The organism is Micromonospora sp. A200 (genome assembly GCF_029893845.1).
GTDB lineage: Bacteria > Actinomycetota > Actinomycetes > Mycobacteriales > Micromonosporaceae > Micromonospora > Micromonospora purpureochromogenes.
Genome location: NZ_JARXXY010000030.1, coordinates 14,375 through 31,321, shown reverse-complemented (window position 1 = coordinate 31,321; position 16,947 = coordinate 14,375). Strand labels below are relative to the sequence as shown.

Sequence of the window (16,947 nt, the reverse complement as noted above, 5' to 3'; positions counted from 1 at the left end):
CCCCCTGAGTCGCACCCGAAGGCGCTCCACAGTGCCTGCCCCCGCGGTCCTTTTGCCTGAGAGGTTCCGGGGAGGATATGCCCCTTCGGCGCCGCCCAATTGCCGTTTGGGCGGTCTCTCCCGCGTGGGTGGTACCGGCATGGTCAACGCTACCAGCGTCGGTGTTTCCCGCAGATGTCGTACCCCCGGGGCAGCATCATCGGCACCAGGGGGTCACCGTGCACGAGCCAGCGACCCTACCGGAGGACCTCGGCCGGTTCTTCGTCACCCGCGCCAACGCCCGCGACGTCGAGGGCCTGGTCGCCCTCTACGAACCCGACGCGGTGCTCGCCACCCCCGCCGGCCCGGCGGTCGGCACGGCGGCGATCCGCGCCGCCTTCGTGCGGATGCTCGCCGACCGGCCCACCTTCACCCCCGGTCGGCCGCAGCCCACCCTGCGCAGCGGGGAGCTGGCGCTCACCTCCACCCGGCTCGACGACGGCGCCACCACCGCCGAGGTGGCCCGCCGCCAACCCGACGGCACCTGGCGTTGGGTGCTCGACCAGCCCCGCTTCGCCGTCCCACCGACGAGCTGACCGCCACCGGCGGGCGGCACCGCCGCCGGCCACGCCCGGGCTCAGCGCCCCACCGGCGTGGCGCCGGCCGGCACCGCACCGCCGGCTGGCACCGCACCGCCGGCCGGGCCGGCCGCCGGCACCCGCTCCGACAGGGGCGCGCCGGTGACCCGGTCGGCCAGGGCGGGCAGCAGCCGCCCGAGCGGCGCGTCGACGGTCATCGCCGCGTACCCGTCGCCGCGGGTCGGGCCCTGGTTGGCGATCACCACCGGGATGCCCAGCTTCGCCGCCCGCAGCACGAACCGCCGCCCCGACATCACCGTCAACGAGGAGCCGAGCACCAGCAGCAGCCGGGCCGCGCCCACCATCGCGAAGCAGTGTGACACCCGCGGCGCCGGGACCGTCTCCCCGAAGAACACCACGTCCGGTTTCAGCATCCCGGTGCCGCAGAACGTGCAGTCGACCGTGCGGAACCCGGCCACCTGCTCGTCGGCGAGCTCCACGTCACCGTCGGGATTGACCGCGCCGACCGCCGCGTCGAACCCCGGGTTCGCCTCCCGCAGCCGGCGGTCCAGCTCCTCCCGCGAGGTGCGGTTGCCGCAGTCCAGGCACACCACCTCGTCGAGGCGGCCGTGCAGCTCCACCACCTGCGGGCTGCCCGCCGCCGTGTGCAGCCCGTCGACGTTCTGGGTGATCACCCCGTCGACCAGCCCGGCGTCCTGCAACCGGGCCACCGCCCGGTGCCCGTCGTTCGGCGCCGCCCGGGCGATCATCCGCCACCCCAGGTGGCTGCGCGCCCAGTACCGCCGCCGCGCCAGCGGGTCCCGGGTGAACGTCTGATAGGTCATCGGGCTGTGCCGGCGGGCCGCGCCGCTGGGCCCCCGGTAGTCGGGGATGCCCGACTCGGTGGACAGCCCCGCCCCGCTCAGCACCACGACACCACCACCGGCGACCAGGCCGGCCAGCGCGTCGATCGTCTCCGTCACCCGTCCATGCTGCCTCAACGCCACCCCGGGCGGCGAGCGTAGGCCGGTGACCCTCGTCGCCGGCGGCTAGGTTGGCAGGTATGCGCGTCGTCATCGCCGGAGGCCACGGCAAGATCGCCCGCCTGCTGGAACGGGAACTGGCCGGCCGGGGCGACAACGCCGTCGGGCTGATCCGCAACCCCGACCACGCCGCCGCGCTGCGCGCCGTCGGCGCCCACCCCGTCCTGGCGGACCTGGAACACGCCGGCGTCGACGAGATCGCCGGGCACCTCACCGGCGCCGACGCCGTGGTCTTCGCCGCCGGCGCCGGCCCCGGCAGCGGCGCCGCCCGCAAGGACACCGTCGACCGGGCCGCCGCCGTCCTGCTCGCCGACGCCGCCCAGGCCGCCGGGGTACGCCGTTACCTGCTCGTCTCCTCCATGGGGGTGCAGGACCCGCCGGCGGCCGGCAGGGACGAGGTGTGGGCGGCGTACCTGCGCGCCAAGAAGGCCGCCGAGGACGACCTGATCCGCCGTGACCTGGACTGGACGGTGCTGCGACCCGGCCGGCTCACCGACGACGCGCCGACCGGCCGCATCCACCTCGACCGGCGCGTCCCGCGCGGCGCGGTCACCCGCACCGACGTGGCCCGGGTCCTGGTTGCGCTGCTCCACCACCCGGGCAGCGCCGGCCGGATCCTGGAACTCGTCGACGGGGAAACCCCGATCGGCGAGGCCGTCGCCGCCGCATCACCCCCTGCGTAACCGCTCGGCCCGGGCCGTGTCGCCGGCGCCGCCGCGCGGCTGATCAGTCGAGGCAGAACTCGTTGCCCTCGGGGTCGGCCATCACGATGTGACCGGCGCCGAGCGGGGGCGCCGGCTCGTGGCGCCTGAGCCGGGTGGCGCCGTGGGCGGTGAGCCGCTCGGCGTCCGCCTCCAGGGCCGCCATCCGCGCGTCGCCCTCGAGCCCGGGGGCGGCGCGCACATCGAGGTGCACGCGGTTCTTGGCCTGCTTGCCCTCCGGCACCCGCTGGAAGAACAGCCGCGGCCGGGAGCCCTCGGGGTCGACCAACGCCGAGGCGTCGTTGCGCCGCTCGGGCGGCACGCCCATCGCCTCCAGGGCCTGCTCCCACGACTCGAAGCCCCCGGGCGGGTCCTGCAACCGGTAGCCGAGGGCCTCGGCCCAGAACGCCGCCAACCCGGCCGGGTCGGCGCAGTCGAAAGTGATCTGTACGTCGCGGGCCATCTCAGCTCGCCTCCCGTCGGGTCTGCCGGTGAGTGTGCAGGTAGAGGTCGCGGAGCAGGCACACCTCTGCCAGATGGTGGATGAGTTCGCGGTTGATGTGCAGCACCAACGCGGCCAGCGGACGCTCGGCGTACGGTCCCTCCGCCGCCCCGCACGGGCGGGCGAGGCCGGTTTCGCCGAGGGACTCCACCCCGGCCAGCCACGTGGCGTACTCCGTGTCGAGCTGGGCCAGCGCCGCGGCCGCGGTCGGGGCGTACGCGAACGACTGGTAGTCGGTGGGCGCGCGACCGAAGTGCGCGGCGTTGCGCGCCGCGAGCACGCCGACGATGACGTGCCCGAGTCGCCAGGCGATCGTCGTGAACGGCGGCGGGTCGGGCTCCGGCATCGCGAAGTCGATGGTCATCGCCCCGGACCCGGCCTGCACCGGCGCGGCGCCGGTGCCGCGCGGGCGCACGCTCCAGCAGCCGGCTGTCGGCTCCCAGAGGTACTCGTCGTCGGTGAGCCCGTCGAGGTGATCGCGCAGCTGGGTGGTCCAGTGCCAGGCGAGCTGGTCCCGGAGCAGGGGATTCCAGTTCTGGTCGGTCATGGTTGCAGCCTCCCGCAGATAGCGGACAGGATCGTTCCGTGATTCGTGCGACGATGGGCGGGTGACCGTCGAGGCGACGACCGAGCGGGTGCTGCGGTTGCTGGCGATGCTGCAGCGGCGGCCGTCCTGGACCGCCGCCGAACTCGCCGCCGAGCTGAAGGTCACCGACCGCTCGGTGCGCCGCGACGTGGAGCGACTGCGCGCCCTCGGCTACCCCGTGCACGCGACGGCGGGCGTCGGCGGCGGCTACCAGCTCGGCGCGGGCACCCGGCTGCCGCCGCTGCTCCTCGACGACGAGGAGGCGATCGCGACGGCGGTCTCCCTGCGGATGGCGTCGGGCGGCACGGTCGCCGGGGCGGGCGAGGCGGCACTGCGGGCGCTCGCGAAGCTCGACCAGGTGATGCCGGCCCGGCTGCGCGCCGAGGTGCGGGCGGTGCACGGCGCCACCGAGACCCTCGTCGGCCCCGGTGTGGAGATCGACGCGGAGCTGCTGGTGACGCTCGCGCGGGCCTGTCGCGACGCCGTGCGGGTGCGGTTCCGGTACGCCGGCCGCGACGGCGGGGAACACGAGCGCACGGTCGAGCCGGTGCGGATGGTCACCACCGGCCGCCGCTGGTACCTGATGGCCCGGGACGTCGACCGCGACGACTGGCGCACGTTCCGGCTGGACCGGATGCACGAGCCGGTGGCGACGACCTGGCGCTTCCGGGCGAGGGAGCATCCGGACCCGGTCGCCTACGTGCAGCGGTCCGTCACCGAGGCGCCGTACCGGTATCTCGCCCGGGTGCGGGTGCACGCCCGGCCCGACCGGGTGCGGGAGCTGGTGCCGCCCCAGGTGGGGCGCGTCGAGGACGACCGCGACGGATGGTGCGTGCTCGTCGTCGGCGGAGACCACCTCGACTGGCTCGCCGCGCAGGTGGCCCGGCTGGGCTTCGAGGCGGAGGTGCTGGAGCCACCGGAGCTGCGGGAGGCCGCCGCCCGGCTCGCCCGCCGCCTCGCGGCGATGGCCGGGACCGGCTGACCGACCCGGTCAGTCCCTGCTCGACAGCTAGCCGCCGAGGACGGCGCGCAGCTGGGCGCTCGCCCCACCGGCCGCCGCTGCGTCGGCCCGCAGCTGCTCCGACTGCGCCGACAGGTACGCCTGCCACCGGTCCAACTGCTGCTGCGCCGCCGCCACCGCCGCCAGCGCCGCGGCGTGCCGCTCCTCCAGCTCCTGCAACCGGCGCTGCACCTCCGGCGACGGCACACCCGCCGGCCCGACCGGCCCCACCGGCCCCGACGTGCTCAGGTCACCGGCGCGCCGGTGCGCCTCGGCGAGGATCTCGTCGGCCTGCCGGCGCGCGTCGGCGATGATCTCCGCCCCCTCGGCGCTGGCCTCACCGATCGTGCGGTTCGCCTCGTCCTGCGCCCGCATCGCCAGCTCCACCGCCATCGGATCCGGCCCCTGCGGGGCGTTGCTCGGCAACGTGCCGTGCCGCAGCATCTCCACCTGGCTGAGCAGCCCGTGGTTCTCCCGCCGCTGCCGCTCCAACTCGTTGACCAGCAACGCGATTCGGTCGTCCGCCGTACGGATCACCACGGCGACCTCGTCGGCCGACAACCAGTGACTGCCCCGGAACCGTCGCGCCTCCAACATGGACAACTGGCGGGCCAGCTCTCCCTGGTCGGGCATGCCGGGCACTGCGAGGCGGTCGGAGTGGTCGATGCTCATCGGGCACCTGTCCAGCTGAAGTCGCGCGGGGCGGCGTCGTCGGCCTCGGCGAGGGGCGGGTAGAGGGAGTGATCGTAACTCTCGGTCAGGATCTGCTCGGGCTGGACACCCGAGCGGGCCAGAATCGTGATCGTGTCCCGGGTCATCTCCGGGCTCCCGCAGACCAGCACCTCCGTGTCGGTCCACGGTCCCAACCGCACCGCCGTGTCAGCGGCCTTGCCGATCGCCCCCTGCCACCCCCACCCGATCTCCACCGTCGGCACATACCGCAACCAGGTCGAGCCGCCGTTCTGCCACGCCGCCGCCGGGGGCATCGACGCCAACTGCGCCAACGCCTTGTCGTCGTACAGGTCGTCCGGGGTGCGACCCCCCACCACCAGCGTCGTGCGCCGCCCCTTGCCCTGCTGCAACGCCTCCACCACCGCCCGCAGCGGCGCCAGCCCGGTGCCCCCCGCGATCAGCAGCAACGGCAGGTGCGGCGAACGGTCGTACGACGACAACGCCGTACCCGTGGGATGCCCCAACAGCAGCCGGTCCCCCGTGCGCAGCTTGCGCACCACATGGGTGGAGAACCGACCGGCGGCCCGCACGTGGAACTCGATCGTCCCGTCCGCCCGCGGCGCGTTCGCCGGCGACAGGTACCGCCAGGTCCGCAACTGCGGCACCTGCACCGGCAGCGACTGCCCGGGCAGGTAGTTGCACAGGTAGTTCGGACGGACCGTGAACACCGCGATGTCCGAGCGGCGCCGCTCCGCGCCCAGCACCTCCGCCTCCCAGTACGGCGGGGACGTCCGCTCCGCCTCCGCCGCCCCGGCGAGCATCAGCTTCGCCACCAGCTCGTACGCCGCCGCCCACTCCGCCTGCAACGCCGGCGTCCAGTACGGCCCGAGGAACCGCTCCAACGTCGCCAGCAGCGCCTGACCCACCCAGATGTAGTGCCGCTCCCCCAGCGCCACCGGGTTGCCCCGCTGGTCCTGGCCGTGGAACCGCCGATGGTCCGCGCCCAACCGCTGCGCGAACGCCGTCAACGCCGTCGGGTCGTCCAGGTTGGTGATGATGTGGCCCAGCGCCTTGAGGAGCTTGTCCTCCTGGTACTGCATGTTCGTGGGGAACATCGACCGCGCCTCCGGCGCCACCACGAACAGCGTCGCGTAGAAGTACTTCGCCGCCTCCACACCGGCGGCCGAGAACTGCGTCCAACTCTGGCGCAGCGCCACGTGGTCCATGTCGTTCAGTCCTCCTGCGCGCGGGCCGTGTCGTGACGCTCCCGCAGCGTCGTCTTCACCACGCCACTGGGGTCGTACACCCGCTCCGTCGGCCAGATGTTCGGGTTCGGCACCGCCGTGTCGTAGTAGCGGTGGTGCACCGCGTGCAACGCCGCCCACCCGACACTGCCGTTGAGCCACGACCAGTCACCGTGCACCGGCCGCCCCGCCCGCTCCTCCTGCGCACAGAACTTCATGAACAGCTCCGACTCGGTGTGCGGGTCCGACACCCGCACCCCCGCCAGCTTGAACGAGTGCAGCACCGCCTGGTTGATCACCAGCACCGCGTGCTCCCGCCACAGGGTGTCCTCGCGGCTGGTGTCCAAACCCAACCCGGCCGCCACCGCCCGCAGCTGGTCGTACCGGTCCCGGTCGCCCATGTTGCGGGTGCCGATCTCGTCACCTAGGTAGTGGCCGTTGAACGGGGCGCAGCTGTAGTCCACCCCACCGATGCGCAGCCGCATGTTGCTGATCACCGGCAGGGCGTGCCACCGCAACATCAGATCCGCGAACCACGGATGCTCCGGATGCGACAGCGCCACCTCCCGGACCAGCTCCCGCGGCACGCCCACCACCGTCGGCTGTTCCTGCGCCGTCTCGATCACCCACGGCAGCAGGTCGAAGCGGCCCGGCACCGGCGGCGGCCGCCAACCCAACCGCCGCGCCGCCTCCGTCATCCCCACCTGCGCCGGGTCGCCCAGCACCGAACCGTCGTCGCGCCGGTGTCCGCAGTAGCGGATCAACTGGTCGTTCCAGATCCGCGCCCGCGGCCCCACCCCCGGCAGGTCCGGTGCGAACACCGTGACCACCGACTGGATCCGGCCGCCGTTGTCCCCCGCTGCCAGGTGCGCCGCCAACTCCTGCGCGATGCCCGCCACCGACGTCACGTGCCGCCGGTCGCGGACCTTCAAGCCCGCCCACCGGATCCGGCCCACACAGCGCACCGACTGCCGCCACGCCACCTTCGCCCCGTACCCCAGCTCGTCGCGGGTGTGCCGGTACGACCCGGTCAACGCGATCTCCTCGCGGACCTCCGCCAACCGCGCCGCCAGCCCCGGCAGCCGCCGCTCACCGTGGTACAGCTCCAGGAACTCTGCGGCCTCCGCGGCGACGTCCTCCGCGCGCTCCACGGCGGCTCCGGCGCCCCCCGGCGCGCGCTGCGCCGGCGTTCCGGTGACCGGACAGGAGGGTGCGGCATGGTCGGCGACAGCACTGCCGGCCCGTACGGGGCGGAGGCCGACATGGTGGTCAGTGTGCACTTCGGTTCGTTTCCCGTCCTCTGGCAGGCCACGACACGACTCTCGCGCCGCCCCCCACACATCAGCTCGGCACCACCCCACCGGCGGTCACTCACAGTGACGAGTCGATGCCCTTGGTGATTGCCCTGGACAGGATTCCTGGGAACACCACAACTGTCAACAACACGACTCCAGCGCCAGTGTGCACACCGGACAGTCGTCGCCGCCCGCCCTTACCGGCCAACGAAACCGGCTCGCCGGCACCGGACGATCAGAATCGATATGCCGTGCCGCAGGCGCGCAGCGGCGCACGGCCGCGCACCCGCCACCGGCCGCGACGCCACCTGACGAAGACAGACTCAGCCCGCCCGACGACGCGCCCGACGCGCCGCCAACTCGTCGCCCACCGCATCCGACGCCGGCTCCGCGGGCTCCCCGCCGCCAGGCGTCGCCGGCTCCGCCGGCAGGTGCGACAACGACCCCTGGATCTCCTTGAACGCGCCACCGATCGCGATGCCGAACACGCCCTGGCCGCCCTGCAACAGGTCGACCACCTCCTCCGGCGACCGGCACTCGTACACCGTCGTGCCGTCCGAGATCAGCGTGATCCCCGCCAGGTCCTCCACGCCGCGCGACCGCAACGCCTCGATCGCCTTGCGGATGTTCTGCAGGGACACCCCGGCGTCCAGCAACCGCTTCACGACCTTCAACACCACCAGGTCGCGGAACGAGTACAACCGCTGCGTCCCCGACCCCGACGCGTCCCGCACACTCGGCACCACCAGCGCCGTCCGCGCCCAGTAGTCCAACTGCCGGTAGCTGATCCCCACCGCGTGGCAGGCCGTCACACCCCGGTAACCAACCGAACCGTCACCGTCCGTGCCCACCGGCGACGACACCACACCCGGCTCGCCCCGCTCCACACCTGGCTCAGGATCCCGCGGCTCGTGCATCCCGACAACCTCCCCGTCAGTGCGGTGACACGTCGTTTCCGGGACGTGCACCCCTCGACACGGCAACCCTAGCGCCGCGCGCAGGGGTTACCGCGGAGGAACAGTCGCGACACGCCGCGCAGCGACACGACGCACCACCACACACACCCGGGACGTCACCCACAGTGACGCCCCGACAGAAGATGATGACCGGGGCTCGACCCTCAGCCGGCGAAGTCCTCCGGACGCACCTGCTCCAGGAACTCGCGGAACTTCTCCACCTCGTCCTCCTGCTCGTCGGGAATCACGATCCCCGCCTCGCTGAGGACCTGCTCGGCACAACGAATCGGAGCACCCACCCGCAACGCCAACGCGATCGAATCGCTCGGCCGGGCCGACACCCGCACGCCGTCCCCGATCAGCAGATCGGCGTAGAAGACGTTCTCCTTCAACTCGATGATCTCCACCGCCCGCAACGGGGCCTTCAACGCCGCCAGCACGTCCCGCAACAGATCATGCGTCAACGGCCGGGCCGGCTTGACCCCCTGCTGCTCGTAAGCGATCGCCGTCGCCTCCACCGCACCGATCCAGATCGGCAGGTAGCGGTCCCCCTCGACCTCCCTGAGCAGGACGATCGGCTGGTTGCTGGGCAGCTCCACCCGAACTCCGACCACGCTCAGCTCGCGCACCGCCGCCTCCGTGTCGTTGTCACCTACGCCCGCACCGCGCCCTTCCCTGCACGGTACACGGACCGCGACACGGTCGTCCCATGCGCACCAGCACCACGCCCCGGGCCAGAAAAGGGTTACCCCGGCAAGCCTACGACACGCTTCCCGGGGCAGATCTTTCCGCACGACACCTCGACGACCGGCTCACCGACCCAACGTCGACCGCAACCCCACCCGCACCAACGCGGCATGCAACTGCTGCGACAACGCCATCAACTCCCGCGCCGTCTCCGCTGCCCGCGCCCGCGCCGCCGGATCACTCTGCCGCGCCAACGGCGCCACCAACTGAGCGAACAGACCGACCTCACGATCCGCCGCCGACCGGTACGCCCGCAGGTGCCGCGGCTCCAACCCGTACGCCGCCAGACCCGCCACCGCCCGCGCGATGATCAACGCGTCCGCGTCGTACCAGCCCGGCGGATCCGACACCAGCACACCGAGGCGCTCCAACTCGGCCAACGTCGACTCGTCGACCCCGCTGTGCGCCACCAGATCCGCCCGCCCGAGCCGCACCTGCGACGACTCGGGCTCCTCCACCGCACGGCCCGGCACCTCACCACCCGGACCCACCGCCACCAACGTCGGCCGCTGCCGACCCGGGCCGTCACCACCGGCGTCCCACTCGGCCAACTGATCACGGATCACCCGCAACGGCAGATACTGATCCCGCTGCGCGGTCAACACGAACCGCAGCCGGGCCACGTCGTCCCAGCTGTACTTCCGGTAACCCGCCGCCGTCCGCTGCGGCTCCACCAGACCCTCGGCCTCGAGGAACCGCAACTTCGAGATGGTGACGTCCGGGAACTCCGCCCGCAACTGCCCCAGCACCTCGCCGATGCTCATCAGCGGATGCGCACGGGCCGCACCGGGCGGCGAGGAGGCCGCAGGCTCGTTCACCCCCGGCCGGCCTCCTCCTCCGGGCGCGGACCGGCGATGAACACCACCCGGAACTTACCGATCTGCACCTCGTCACCATTGCTCAACGTGGCCGCCTCGACCCGCTCCCGGTTCACGTACGTGCCGTTGAGGCTGCCCACATCCCGCACCGTGAACGTGCCACCGTCACGGTGGAACTCCGCGTGCCGCCGCGACACCGTCACGTCGTCGAGGAAGATGTCACTGTCCGGGTGCCGGCCACTCGTGGTCACGTCGTGGTCCAGCAGGAACCGGGCACCCGCGTTCGGGCCGCGACGAACCACCAGCAGCGCCATCCCCGGCGGCAACGAGCCGGACATCCGGCTCGGCACCACGTCGGTGTCCGGGCCCTCCAGCACTTCGTCCAACGAACCGAGATTGAGCGTCGAAGTGACGTCGAGCGGGGGGAACTCGTCGCCTGGGCGCGTCATGGGACCACCTCACGGATCTGTTCGGTCAGCGTCGGGGTAATGGCGGGTCTGGCCGCCGGGCAGTCGCACACCCGGCGGCTGGCTCCCCGTGCCCGGGAAGGCAATTACACAACGCTCAACTATTGGGGTTCTCGGTCGACTGGGCGAGCCTAGCCAGCGCCGAAATGCAGGGCAACCGGACGCGCGGACAACACCCCCGCGCCCGGGCAGGGCAACTCAGCTCTCGGTCAGCTCTCGGTACGCACCGGCGGTCAGCAAGCCGTCCAGCGCCGACGGATCATCCGGCGTGATCTCCAACAGCCAACCCGCACCGTACGGGTCCGTGTTGATCACCTCGGGGGTGTCGCCCAGCGCCTCGTTCCGCGCCGCCACCGTCCCGCTCACCGGGGCGTAGATCTCCGACACGCTCTTGGTCGACTCGATCTCACCCAGCGGCTCACCGGCCGCCACCACCGCACCCTCGTCGGGCAACTGCACGAACACGATGTCACCCAACGCGTCCTGCGCGAAGTGGGTGATGCCGACGCGGAGCGTGCCGCCATCGGCGCCGACCACCCACTCGTGCTCGGCGGTGTAACGCAGATCCTCAGGAATCACCAGACGCGTCCTTCATCCATCGGTGCGCCGGAGGTGATCCGACGCGGCCGCGCCGGTCAGGAGACCGGACGGGCGTGTTCCAGCTTCATCGGCGCGTGCAGCGCCGAAACCTCGGCAACCCCACGCTCATCAACGTTCACGGTACCGCCGTCACCCGCGACCGATGCGGCCACCCCGCCCGGAATCTTCAGCGCCGTCTCCATCGTCTTCGGATCACCGATCACCATGATCGTGAACGGACCCGACAACGACCGCCCGTCCACCACCAACGAGCCGCCCGACCCGTCCAGGAAGTACGTCGACGCGATGATCCGCACCGGCGACCCGCCACTGCCGGAGATCTGCATCGCCTCCGCGCCCGCGCCGCGCAACTCCTGCACCGCGTCCAGGATCCGATCCGCCCGGATCGGCTTGCCCGCGCCCGGCCGGAACTCCACACTCAGCCCCGGACCCCGCGCCGGCAACGTCCCCGCCAAGATCCCCAGCTCGTCCGCCCGCCGCCGCGCCTCGTCCAACGCCGCCTGCCGACCCTGCTCACCCGAACGCAACTGCCGCTGGCTCTCCTCCAGCGCCTCGATGTCCTGCTGGAGCCGCTTCTCCCGGGAATCCAGATCCGAGAAGATCCGGACCAGGTCCTCCTGCCGGGTCGCCGCCAGCGTCGGATCCGTCGACGTCGTTTTGAACTGGACCACCAGGGTGAACCCGAGCAACGCCAGCAACACCGTGATCATCACGCCCGCGGAGGTCCACCGGCGACCCGCCGGCACCGGGGCCACGGCCACCCGCTCCGGGTCTACGGGCTCCGGGTCGGCCTCGATCCGCTGCGTCTCGGCCTCCTCCGCCGGCGGCGACGCCGGCGGCTCCTGCCGCGCCGGTTCCTCCGCCGGCGGCACCAACGGGCTCAACTCGTCCGGATCCGGGGCGTCCGGCCGGGGATCCGGCTCACCCGCCGGCCCCGACGGCCGGCGCGGCTCCGCCGGCTGCGGCCATCCCGTCCCGGTGTCGCGCTGCTCGTCGCTCATCGCCACAAACCTACGCCCGGAACAGGTGACGACGGATGGCCGCCACGTTGCCGAAGATCCGCACCCCGAGGACGACCACCACACCGGTGGAGAGTTGACCGCCCACCCCCAGCTGGTCACCCAGGTACACGATCAGACCCGCCACCAGCACGTTGGAGATGAACGACACCACGAACTGCTTGTCGTCGAAGATCCGGTCCAGCTTCGCCCGCACCCCACCGAACACCGCGTCCAGCGCGGCCACCACCGCGATCGGCAGATACGGCTGCAACGCGGCGGGCACCGTCGGGTCCAGGTAGATCCCGAGAACCACACCGGCGAACAGCGCCAGCACCGCGATCATCGGACACCTCCGGAGGGGCGGGGGGACGTACCCGAACCGGACGGCCCGGGACTCGACGAACGGTCGGCCGAACCCGACGGCGACGGGCTCGGACTGACCGAAGGCTGCGCGTAGCGTAGCCGCGGCTCCGGCGCGGCCGGCAGGGTGAGGTCGTCCGCGTCCCGGACCTGGAAAGACAGGCCGGTCTCCTTCGCCACCCGCCGCATCAGATACGCCGCCCGGCTCTCCTCGAACTTGTCGCGCATCGACCTCGGCCCGATCGCCGTCACCTCGTACGGGCTCGTCACCGGGCGGAAGTCCACCAGGATCGCCGCACCCGCCGATCGGATCGTCGACGTCGCCGTCAACCGCTGACCGTTGATCGCCACCGCCTCCGCCCCGGAGGCCCACAGGTCGTTGGCCACCTTCTGCAGGTCGGTGTAGATCACCCGGGGCGGACCCGCGTCCGCGTCACCGGAGACCGCGTCGTCGTCCTTCGGCGCCGCGTCGGCCAGCCGGACCATCACCCCGTCGCCCCGTACCCGGCCCAGACCGGTCCCCGCCTCCAGGTTGCGCAACCGGGCCGCCTGCGAACCGCTCAGCGCGGCGTCGCGCTGCCGACCCACCTCCTCGCGCAGCCGGTCCGCGCGGGCGGTCATCTCGTCGGTCTCGCTCTCCCGCTGCTTGATCTGCGCGATCAGGCCGGCGCGGGCCTGACTGCGGCTCGGCTCCTCCGCCATCGTCTCCCGGTAGGCCACCGCGAACAGGAAACCGACCACCGCGATCACCACGACGCTCACCGCGCGCGCGGAGGCGCCCCGCCACCCCGCCGGGGCTGGCGACTCCCGGCGCCGGGCGGCCGCGTCGGCGTAGCCCGGATCCAGCGGATTGCGGAACAGCTCGGTGAGGAAGTCAGGGGTGAACGCCCGGGTGGTACGCCCACCGGAGTCCGGCGGCGCGCTCATGCCGCCGCTCCCCCGGAGCGGGCCCGCACGGACCGGACCAGCCGGGCCGCCTGCACCACGTACATCGCGCCGGCCACCCAGTAGAGCACCAGGCCCCACCAGGCCAGGCCCCAGCCGATCGCCCCGGCGGCGGTGGCCGCCGACTCCGACGCGGTGCCCACCAGCAGGATCGGGAAGGCGGCCAGCAGCAGGAAGGTGGCCGTCTTACCCACGTAGTGCACCGGCGGCGGGCCGTACCCGTGCCGGCGCAGCACCGCCAGCGAACCGACCAGCAGCAGCTCCCGGGCCAGCAGCGCGGCCGTGAACTGCCACGGCACCACCTCGCGGGCGGTGAAGGCGAGCAGCGTCGCGAGGATGTAGAGCCGGTCGGCGAACGGGTCGAGCAGCTCGCCGAGGCGGCTGACCTGGCCGAGGCGCCGGGCGATCCACCCGTCGACCCAGTCGGTGGTGCCGCCGACCGCCAGCACCACGATCGCCGCCACGTCGGCCTCCACCACCAGGAACAGGTAGAGGAACAGCGGGACGCCGAGCAGCCGGACGAAGCTGATCAGGTTCGGCAGGGTCAGCACCCGGTCGCCGACCACGGTGCCGTCCGTGCCCTGCGGGTGCTCTGCCCGAGCCGGCCGACGCGACACCGAACCTCCTCCGCAGCACGGACCGGACGCCTCCTGGGCGCCTCGGCGGGACGTGCGCGCTGACGGGCCGGCCAACGCCGGCGCCTCGGCGGCCCCGGGCTGGGGCCTCCCCTGATGCCGTCCCGGACGTGGTGATCGCGGGCCGGCGAGTTGCCACTATATCGGGCTCACGTATCGGCCCTCGGGGGCCGCGCTCCCGTCGTTTCCGGCTGTTCGGTGTGTGGTGCGTCACCACCCGTAAGGCATCCTAGGACACTAGTGGAGTGGCGCTGACTCCGTGCCTGAGTGAAGCGGGTCAGGCGGTACGCGCGGCGGCGGCGGTGGTGTCCGGCTGCGTCGCCGCGCTCGCCTCCACGGCCTGCGCGAAGGCCAGCAACGACAGCAGCAGGTCGTTCTGCGCCCGCGCCGGCATCCGGTCGAGGATCGCCTGCACGGCCTGGTGGCGCCGCTCCTTCAGCTCGCGCAGCAGGGTCTGGGCCGCGGCGGTGGGGACCAGCCGGACCTCCCGCCGGTCGCGCGGATCGGCCACCCGGCGCAGCAGCCCGGTGGCCTCCAGCCGGTCGCAGAGCCGGCTGGCCGAGGAGGGTACGACGTCGAGCAGCTCCGCCAGCCGGTTCACGTTGGTGTCCGGCCGCGCGCTGATCAGGGCGAGCACCCGCAACTGCGTCGGCGGGACGGTGACGTGGTGCCGCGAGGTGGCGGAGTCGAGCACACCGATCAGCGCCTCGGCGGCTGCATCGATCGCCGCGGCGAGGTTCGGAGGTCGCTCCACCCGGTGCCCCCTGCGATTGTTCCGCTCGTACCCGGCTGCCGGTCTGCTACCGCTCGCCCTGACCGCTGACACCGACCCAGTCCAGACAGACGACGACGGCGTCGTCGCGCAGGTCCGCTTCGGCGTGGTAGGCGAACAGTTCGCGCATCACGGTACCAACCGCCTCGGTCGCCGGCTGCAACCGCGTGGACCGCATCGACCGCGCCATCGCCCGCTCCCCGTACGCCTCCTGGCCGCCCGGCTGCGCGTCGTAGACGCCGTCACTGACCACGAAGAGGCGGTCCCCCGGCTCCAGGTCGAACTCCTGCACGTCGTAGCGCGTCTCGGCGAACATGCCCAGCGGCAGTTGGCGGTCCAGCTCAATCGGCGTCACCGTGGCGCCGCGGACCCGCAGCAGGTGCGGCGAACCCGCGTCCACCACGCGTACCCGACCGGTGACGGTGTCGACCGCGAGCAGCAACGTCGCCACGTGCCGCCGGCCGCAGTGCTGGTAGTGGATGGTGTCCGAGGCCAGCTCGGCCTGCTCCACCAGCCCGCCGCCGGAGCGCCGGGCGTTGCGCATCGCGTTGACGGTCAACGCGGTCAGCAGGGCGGCGGACATGCCCGTGCCGGTCCCGTTGAGCACGGTGACGGTGAGCCGGTCGGAGTCGACGGACCAGTCGAAGTGGTCCCCACCCACGCCGTACGCCGGCTCCAACTGGCCGGCCAACCGGAACGCGTGGTGCCGCACGCTGCGTCCGGGCAGCAGGTCCCACTGCATCTCGGCGGCCATGCTCAGCCGTTCCCGGCGGCGAGCCCGGCGGTACCGGTCGGTCTCCCGGTCGGCGGCGCGCAGTGCGGTGGCCAGCTCGTCGGCGACCTCGCCGATCGACGCCACCGTCGGCCCGTCCGCCGGCCCGGTCAACTCGACCAGCAGCACCCCGAGCCGCTCCCCCCAGGCGGTCAGCGGCACCCAGACGCGGCAGTGCCCGTCGTCCCGGGCGTCCAGCACCGGCTGCTGGCTGCTGAAGCAGCGCTGCGCGACCCCCTGGCAGGCCAGGAAGCCGGCGTCCGGCAGGTCGGGGTCCAGCACCGGCCAGAGCCCGGTGATCCGGTAGTCGGCCAGGAACACGTCGGTGCGCGAGGCGCCGAGGCGCGCCCGGACGACCCGGTCCGCGGCCTCCACCACCTGGTCCGGCGGGGCTGCGCGCAGCGCACGGGACACCGCCGCGGGCACGTCCGGCATGTTCGTCCTCCAGAATTCTTGCTGTAGGGCAAGCATCATACGGACGCGCGGCCGGGCGCCGCACCGGCCGGGTCAGTCGGTGGGCTTGCCGGCCAGCCCGCCGTGGAACGCGTCCGGCACCGCGGCCGGCTCGCCCCGGGGCCGCCACCGGGCCACCGGCACGATGCCCTCGGCCGTCGGCACCCACCGCCCCAGCAGCGGGGCGAACGACGCCGGGGTCCGCATCCGGAACCGCGGCCCCATCATCGCCAGCGCCTGCGGGTACCCGGCCAGCTCCTCGCTGCCGAAGTCGAACGCCAGGAAGCTGCCCGGGGCCACCGCGTCGTAGAGCTCGTCGAGGGTCCGGGCCAGCGTCTCGTCGTTCAGGAACGCGGCCGGGCCGAGGAAGACCACGCCGACCGGTCTCCTCCCCCAGCCGGGCACGAAGCGGTGCAGCTGGGCCGGGTCGACGGTGCCGATGTCGGTGGCGTCGCCGTAGCCGTAGCCGGCGCGGTCGCTGCCGGCCAGGATCCGCTGCCCGAGCCGGATGGTGACCGGGTCGACGTCGGTGTAGAGGACGGTGGCGGAGGTGGCCACCTCGTGCACGTTGCCCCGGGTCGGCAGGCCGGCCCCGAGGACGAGGAAGCCGTCGACCCCGGCCTCGGCCACCGCCCCGACCGCCCGGCCGAGGAAGTCCCGCAGGTCCCGGAAGATCGCCGCGCCCGGCCCGTACGCCTCCTCGAAGGCACGGGCCGCCGCCACGTCCACCGGGAAGTGGTGCTCACCGCCCAACCAGAAGTCGATCATGCGCGCGGTGCTCGGCTGCTCCGGCTCGGCCATCGACGGCGCTCCCTTCCGAC

21 protein-coding genes and 1 riboswitch are annotated in these 16,947 nt (G+C 72.9%); of the genes, 3 read left to right on the top strand and 18 right to left on the bottom strand.

The genetic code is table 11. From position 1 onward, the window contains the following. Nucleotides 1–34: 34 nt before the first annotated feature. A riboswitch (glycine riboswitch) is annotated at nt 35–133 on the bottom strand. A gap of 85 nt (nt 134–218) precedes the next feature. After that, the gene (locus tag M2302_RS24930) at nt 219–575 is read left to right on the top strand and encodes a nuclear transport factor 2 family protein (protein ID WP_280840273.1); all 357 of its coding nucleotides are present in this window, start codon (nt 219–221) and stop codon (nt 573–575) included. Nucleotides 576–616: 41 nt separating this feature from the next. On the opposite strand, the gene M2302_RS24925 is transcribed toward M2302_RS24930, so the two are convergent. Beyond that, nucleotides 617–1,540 (bottom strand): NAD-dependent protein deacetylase, encoded by a 924-nt coding sequence (locus M2302_RS24925; protein ID WP_280840272.1) that lies wholly within the window; start codon nt 1,538–1,540, stop codon nt 617–619. Between the two features lie 80 nt (nt 1,541–1,620). Here M2302_RS24925 and M2302_RS24920 point away from each other — a divergent pair, with 80 nt between their 5' ends. Next, the gene (locus M2302_RS24920) at nt 1,621–2,283 is read left to right on the top strand and encodes an NAD(P)H-binding protein (RefSeq protein ID WP_280840271.1); all 663 of its coding nucleotides are present in this window, start codon (nt 1,621–1,623) and stop codon (nt 2,281–2,283) included. A gap of 43 nt (nt 2,284–2,326) precedes the next feature. Here M2302_RS24920 and M2302_RS24915 read toward each other — a convergent pair whose 3' ends face one another. Next, nucleotides 2,327–2,764 (bottom strand): VOC family protein, encoded by a 438-nt coding sequence (locus M2302_RS24915; protein ID WP_280840270.1) that lies wholly within the window; start codon nt 2,762–2,764, stop codon nt 2,327–2,329. Between the two features lies 1 nt (nt 2,765). Further along, nucleotides 2,766–3,350: a DinB family protein gene (locus M2302_RS24910; protein WP_280840269.1), complete on the bottom strand. Its 585-nt coding sequence runs from the start codon at nt 3,348–3,350 to the stop codon at nt 2,766–2,768. Between the two features lie 61 nt (nt 3,351–3,411). Here M2302_RS24910 and M2302_RS24905 point away from each other — a divergent pair, with 61 nt between their 5' ends. Further along, nucleotides 3,412–4,371, top strand: coding sequence for a YafY family protein (locus M2302_RS24905; RefSeq protein WP_280840268.1), 960 nt, complete (start codon nt 3,412–3,414; stop codon nt 4,369–4,371). A gap of 27 nt (nt 4,372–4,398) precedes the next feature. On the opposite strand, the gene M2302_RS24900 is transcribed toward M2302_RS24905, so the two are convergent. The 15 genes from M2302_RS24900 to M2302_RS24830 form a co-directional block, all read right to left on the bottom strand. Continuing rightward, entirely contained in the window at nt 4,399–5,061 is a 663-nt protein-coding gene (locus tag M2302_RS24900; RefSeq protein WP_280840267.1) for a hypothetical protein, read from the bottom strand. Beyond that, nucleotides 5,058–6,287 (bottom strand): globin domain-containing protein, encoded by a 1,230-nt coding sequence (locus tag M2302_RS24895; protein ID WP_280840266.1) that lies wholly within the window; start codon nt 6,285–6,287, stop codon nt 5,058–5,060. The genes M2302_RS24900 and M2302_RS24895 overlap by 4 nt, the downstream gene beginning before the upstream one ends. A 5-nt stretch (nt 6,288–6,292) precedes the next feature. Then, nucleotides 6,293–7,456, bottom strand: coding sequence for a nitric oxide synthase oxygenase (locus M2302_RS24890; RefSeq protein ID WP_280840265.1), 1,164 nt, complete (start codon nt 7,454–7,456; stop codon nt 6,293–6,295). 467 nt (nt 7,457–7,923) lie between these two features. Then, a complete protein-coding gene (locus tag M2302_RS24885; RefSeq protein ID WP_280840264.1) occupies nt 7,924–8,517 on the bottom strand; it encodes a MerR family transcriptional regulator in 594 nt (197 codons plus the stop codon). A 203-nt stretch (nt 8,518–8,720) separates the two neighbouring features. Further along, nucleotides 8,721–9,185, bottom strand: coding sequence for a bifunctional nuclease family protein (locus M2302_RS24880; protein WP_210778061.1), 465 nt, complete (start codon nt 9,183–9,185; stop codon nt 8,721–8,723). Between the two features lie 183 nt (nt 9,186–9,368). Further along, nucleotides 9,369–10,067 (bottom strand): MerR family transcriptional regulator, encoded by a 699-nt coding sequence (locus tag M2302_RS24875; RefSeq protein ID WP_210778076.1) that lies wholly within the window; start codon nt 10,065–10,067, stop codon nt 9,369–9,371. 50 nt (nt 10,068–10,117) lie between these two features. Beyond that, nucleotides 10,118–10,570, bottom strand: a complete 453-nt coding sequence (locus tag M2302_RS24870) for an FHA domain-containing protein (protein WP_088962138.1) — start codon at nt 10,568–10,570, stop codon at nt 10,118–10,120. A gap of 216 nt (nt 10,571–10,786) precedes the next feature. Continuing rightward, entirely contained in the window at nt 10,787–11,167 is a 381-nt protein-coding gene (gcvH, locus tag M2302_RS24865) for a glycine cleavage system protein GcvH (protein WP_088962137.1), read from the bottom strand. Nucleotides 11,168–11,223: 56 nt separating this feature from the next. Next, complete coding sequence (locus M2302_RS24860; RefSeq protein ID WP_280840263.1) at nt 11,224–12,189, bottom strand: DUF881 domain-containing protein; 966 nt, start codon at nt 12,187–12,189, stop codon at nt 11,224–11,226. A 10-nt stretch (nt 12,190–12,199) separates the two neighbouring features. Further along, nucleotides 12,200–12,532, bottom strand: a complete 333-nt coding sequence (locus tag M2302_RS24855) for a small basic family protein (protein WP_280840262.1) — start codon at nt 12,530–12,532, stop codon at nt 12,200–12,202. Further along, complete coding sequence (locus M2302_RS24850) at nt 12,529–13,476, bottom strand: DUF881 domain-containing protein (RefSeq protein WP_280840261.1); 948 nt, start codon at nt 13,474–13,476, stop codon at nt 12,529–12,531. Before M2302_RS24850 ends, M2302_RS24855 begins: the two co-directional genes overlap by 4 nt. Further along, nucleotides 13,473–14,111, bottom strand: a complete 639-nt coding sequence (locus M2302_RS24845) for a CDP-alcohol phosphatidyltransferase family protein (protein ID WP_280840260.1) — start codon at nt 14,109–14,111, stop codon at nt 13,473–13,475. The genes M2302_RS24850 and M2302_RS24845 overlap by 4 nt, the downstream gene beginning before the upstream one ends. A gap of 295 nt (nt 14,112–14,406) precedes the next feature. Further along, the gene (locus M2302_RS24840; RefSeq protein WP_280840259.1) at nt 14,407–14,883 is read right to left on the bottom strand and encodes a MarR family transcriptional regulator; all 477 of its coding nucleotides are present in this window, start codon (nt 14,881–14,883) and stop codon (nt 14,407–14,409) included. Between the two features lie 46 nt (nt 14,884–14,929). Beyond that, complete coding sequence (locus M2302_RS24835; RefSeq protein WP_280840258.1) at nt 14,930–16,108, bottom strand: PP2C family protein-serine/threonine phosphatase; 1,179 nt, start codon at nt 16,106–16,108, stop codon at nt 14,930–14,932. A gap of 72 nt (nt 16,109–16,180) precedes the next feature. Then, nucleotides 16,181–16,927, bottom strand: a complete 747-nt coding sequence (locus tag M2302_RS24830) for an SAM-dependent methyltransferase (RefSeq protein WP_280840257.1) — start codon at nt 16,925–16,927, stop codon at nt 16,181–16,183. Nucleotides 16,928–16,947 lie beyond the last annotated feature (20 nt).

Bases quoted from the DNA above. Each gene is read 5' to 3' on its own strand.
- M2302_RS24835 (WP_280840258.1), bottom strand. From the start codon at position 16,108: ATGCCGGACGTGCCCGCGGCGGTGTCCCGTGCGCTGCGCGCAGCCCCG.
- M2302_RS24910 (WP_280840269.1), bottom strand. From the start codon at position 3,350: ATGACCGACCAGAACTGGAATCCCCTGCTCCGGGACCAGCTCGCCTGG.
- M2302_RS24875 (WP_210778076.1), bottom strand. From the start codon at position 10,067: ATGAGCATCGGCGAGGTGCTGGGGCAGTTGCGGGCGGAGTTCCCGGAC.
- M2302_RS24895 (WP_280840266.1), bottom strand. From the start codon at position 6,287: ATGGACCACGTGGCGCTGCGCCAGAGTTGGACGCAGTTCTCGGCCGCC.
- M2302_RS24830 (WP_280840257.1), bottom strand. From the start codon at position 16,927: ATGGCCGAGCCGGAGCAGCCGAGCACCGCGCGCATGATCGACTTCTGG.
- M2302_RS24920 (WP_280840271.1), top strand. From the start codon at position 1,621: ATGCGCGTCGTCATCGCCGGAGGCCACGGCAAGATCGCCCGCCTGCTG.
- M2302_RS24860 (WP_280840263.1), bottom strand. From the start codon at position 12,189: ATGAGCGACGAGCAGCGCGACACCGGGACGGGATGGCCGCAGCCGGCG.
- M2302_RS24870 (WP_088962138.1), bottom strand. From the start codon at position 10,570: ATGACGCGCCCAGGCGACGAGTTCCCCCCGCTCGACGTCACTTCGACG.
- M2302_RS24855 (WP_280840262.1), bottom strand. From the start codon at position 12,532: ATGATCGCGGTGCTGGCGCTGTTCGCCGGTGTGGTTCTCGGGATCTAC.
- M2302_RS24850 (WP_280840261.1), bottom strand. From the start codon at position 13,476: ATGAGCGCGCCGCCGGACTCCGGTGGGCGTACCACCCGGGCGTTCACC.
- M2302_RS24885 (WP_280840264.1), bottom strand. From the start codon at position 8,517: ATGCACGAGCCGCGGGATCCTGAGCCAGGTGTGGAGCGGGGCGAGCCG.
- M2302_RS24915 (WP_280840270.1), bottom strand. From the start codon at position 2,764: ATGGCCCGCGACGTACAGATCACTTTCGACTGCGCCGACCCGGCCGGG.
- M2302_RS24900 (WP_280840267.1), bottom strand. From the start codon at position 5,061: ATGAGCATCGACCACTCCGACCGCCTCGCAGTGCCCGGCATGCCCGAC.